The 2,412-nt window shown below is 69.4% G+C and carries 4 protein-coding genes; 3 read left to right on the top strand and 1 reads right to left on the bottom strand.

Features of this window, described 5'->3' with window-relative positions:
• Positions 1 to 151: LysR family transcriptional regulator (locus tag D3273_RS27520; protein ID WP_129230208.1), on the bottom strand; the 151-nt coding region annotated here is incomplete at its 3' end.
• Positions 152 to 228: 77 nt separating this feature from the next.
• Between D3273_RS27520 and D3273_RS27515 the strand changes: the two genes are divergently transcribed.
• From D3273_RS27515 to D3273_RS27505, 3 genes are all read left to right on the top strand, one after another.
• On the top strand, positions 229 to 930 hold the full coding sequence (locus D3273_RS27515) for a haloacid dehalogenase type II (protein ID WP_129230206.1): 702 nt from the start codon (positions 229 to 231) through the stop codon (positions 928 to 930).
• 24 nt (positions 931 to 954) lie between these two features.
• Complete coding sequence (locus D3273_RS27510; protein WP_129230204.1) at positions 955 to 1,743, top strand: aldolase; 789 nt, start codon at positions 955 to 957, stop codon at positions 1,741 to 1,743.
• A 50-nt stretch (positions 1,744 to 1,793) separates the two neighbouring features.
• The coding region (locus tag D3273_RS27505) for a PLP-dependent transferase (protein WP_207210933.1) at positions 1,794 to 2,412 on the top strand (619 nt) is incomplete at its 3' end.

The raw sequence follows: 2,412 nt of genomic DNA, 5'->3' as shown, positions 1-2,412 counted from the left end.
CCTCCAGCTTGCGGATCTGCTGGCTGACCGTCGACTGGGTCCGGTGCACGCGGGCCCCCGCGCGCGTGAAGCCGCCTGCGTCCACCACGGCCACGAAGCTGCGCAGTAGGTCGAGATCGAGCGACGCGGCATTTGCAGAATCGATGGACATCATCGGATCATCTAATTTCCGAATGGGCAGCATCCGCTGCTACAGCTCCGCTCGCGACCTGTCCATGGATCCCATTCATGCTGTCTGGAACACCCCGCCCGACCTGGCTCACCTTCGACTGCTACGGCACGCTGATCCAGTGGGATGAGGGCCTACGAGCCGCCATGGCGACCGTCCTGGCCGGCAAGGCGAGGGCGGTCGACGCCGAGCGGCTGATCGCGACCTACGACCGGCACGAGCACGCGCTGGAGCAGACGCCGCCCCACCGCACCTTCCGTGCCATCGCCGGGGAGGCGCTCGGGCTCGCCCTGCGCGACCTCGGCGCGGAGGTCGACGCCGCCGACGCCGCGGTCCTGACGGACGCGATCGGCCGCATGCCGCCCTTTCCAGAGGTCGTCGACACGCTAGCCGCGCTGAAGCGGTCCGGCTTCCGGCTCTGCATCGTGTCGAACACCGACGACGACGTGATCGCCGGCAACGTGGCCCAGCTCGGCGGCACCATCGACCGCGTGGTCACGGCCGAGCAGGCCGGCGCCTACAAGCCGTCGCGGCGCATCTTCGACTTCGCGCATGCCGCGCTCGGTGTCGGGGACGACGCCGTGGTGCACGTCTGCGCCAGCCCGCACCTCGACCTCGTCGCCACGCGCGAACTCGGCCTGCGGGACGTGTGGATCGATCGCGGCACGGGTCGCAGGCCGGCGAACGGCTACCGCCCCCGCGCCGTGCTGCCGAGCCTCGACGGCCTGCCGTCGCTGTTCCGCGACGCGGGCTGGATGTGAACCGCGCCGGATAGGAGGAGCGACATGGCACATGAATTAGGCGCCGCGCAGGGCCGAGGGGGCCGCGCGCTCGGCCCAATCGATAGCGACGCGCTGCTGCGGGCGCGGGTCGACCTCGCGGCCTGCTTCCGCATGGCGGCGCGACTCGGGCTGGAGGAGGGCATCTGCAACCACTTCTCCGCCCTCGTCCCGGGCCGGGACGACCTGTTCCTGGTCAACCCCTACGGGTTCGCCTTCGCCGAGATCACCGCGTCCGGCCAGCTGGTCTGCGACTTCGACGGAAACGTCGTCGAGGGCGAGGGCCGGCCGGAGGCGACGGCCTTCTTCATCCACGCCCGGCTGCATGCCACGCTGCCCCGCGCCCGCGCGGCGTTTCATACCCACATGCCGAACGCCACGGCACTCAGCATGGTGGAGGGCGAGCCGCTCGCCTTTGCGGGGCAGACGGCGCTCAAGTTCCTCGGCCGCACGGCCGTCGACGAGCGCTACAACGGCCTCGCGCTCGACGCGACCGAGGGCAACCGCATCGCCGCGACGCTCGGCGACGCCGACGTGGTGTTCCTGCGCAACCACGGCGTTATGGTGACGGGGCCGACGATTGCCGAAGCTTGGGACGACCTCTACTACCTGGAGCGGGCCGCCGAGGTGCAAGTCAAAGCCCTGAGCACCGGCCGGCCGCTGCGCGCTGTCGATCCCGATGTCGCCCGGCGCGTCGCCGCCCAGATGCGCGAAGGCGATCCCGAGAGCGCCCGCCTGCACCTGGAGAGCGTCAAGCGCGTGCTGATGCGCGAAGATCCGGCTTTCGCGACCTGAACCCCTCCAACACCCTGGCCGAACTGCGGCATTCCTGAGGATGCATGATCATGTCCGAACGCGTCCCGCGCACGGGTTGGAAGACTCGCCTGATTCATTCGGACGTTCGAGTGTCGACTGCCTTTCGCTCCCTGGCGACGCCGGTGCTCAGGGGATCAACCGTGGTCTTCGATCGCCTTGCCGATGCGCGTGACGATTGGACGGCGGACAACGGCTACACCTACGGCCTTTACGGGACGCCCACGACCCGGGAACTCGCGGGGCGGGTCGCCGAGCTGGAGGGCGCCCACCAGACCTTTGTGGTGCCGGGCGGCCAAGCCGCCATCGCGCTTATTTTCCTGGCCCATTGTCGGGCGGGGTCGCACGTGTTGGTGCCCGACAGCGCTTATCGTCCCGCGGCACAACTCGCCTCAGGGCTACTCGCGAAGCTCGGCGTAGACGTCGAGACCTACCCTGCGATGGTCGGAGTGGGTATCGATAGGCTCATCCGCCCCGAAACCACGCTGCTGTGGTGCGAAAGTCCCGGCTCCATCACCATGGAGATGCAGGACATCCCGGCACTCGTCGAAGCGGCTCACCGGCGCGGGGTCAGGGTAGCGTCCACGGAGCTGGTGGAGTTTTGGAGTCGAGGGCGGTGGGCGGAGCTCCGCACATGGCGGAGCCCGCCGC

It is taken from the genome of Lichenibacterium minor, assembly GCF_004137685.1.
Lineage (GTDB): Bacteria > Pseudomonadota > Alphaproteobacteria > Rhizobiales > Beijerinckiaceae > Lichenihabitans > Lichenihabitans minor.
The sequence above is the reverse complement of the archived record's forward strand: the minus strand, read 5'-3'. Positions and strand labels throughout refer to the sequence as shown.